Source organism: Frigoribacterium sp. Leaf186 (assembly GCF_001423905.1).
GTDB lineage: Bacteria > Actinomycetota > Actinomycetes > Actinomycetales > Microbacteriaceae > Frigoribacterium.
Window position 1 is genome coordinate 797 of sequence record NZ_LMPQ01000014.1, and the last position, 283, is coordinate 1,079.

Below are 283 nucleotides of genomic sequence, written 5' to 3' on the forward strand. Positions count from 1 at the left end.
ATTCCATGAAAGTAGATTTGAATCCAGCAAACTACGATCCGGAAAGATGGGCTGTAATTGAACGATTGAAATATCTTCAGCTTGTCGAGGGTCTTACGATGAATGTAGAAACTTTGAGTGTAGATCAAGAAGGATTTGTTTTGCTTGATCCAGATAATCCATCGCATCGAGAGTGGTTTGAATCAGAGTAACAAGTTTTTTTCAAGATTTTACTTAAAAACTGAGAATTTGTTTGAATAGAAGTCGTTAAGGCTGTTCGTTCTTCATTGCGAACAGTATAATT

At 35.7% G+C, this 283-nt stretch carries 1 protein-coding gene; it reads left to right on the forward strand.

Going from position 1 to position 283, the window contains the following annotated elements; genetic code table 11:
- A partial coding sequence (locus ASG05_RS16945; protein WP_235491552.1) for a hypothetical protein occupies positions 1-191 on the forward strand: 191 nt, incomplete at its 5' end.
- Positions 192-283 lie beyond the last annotated feature (92 nt).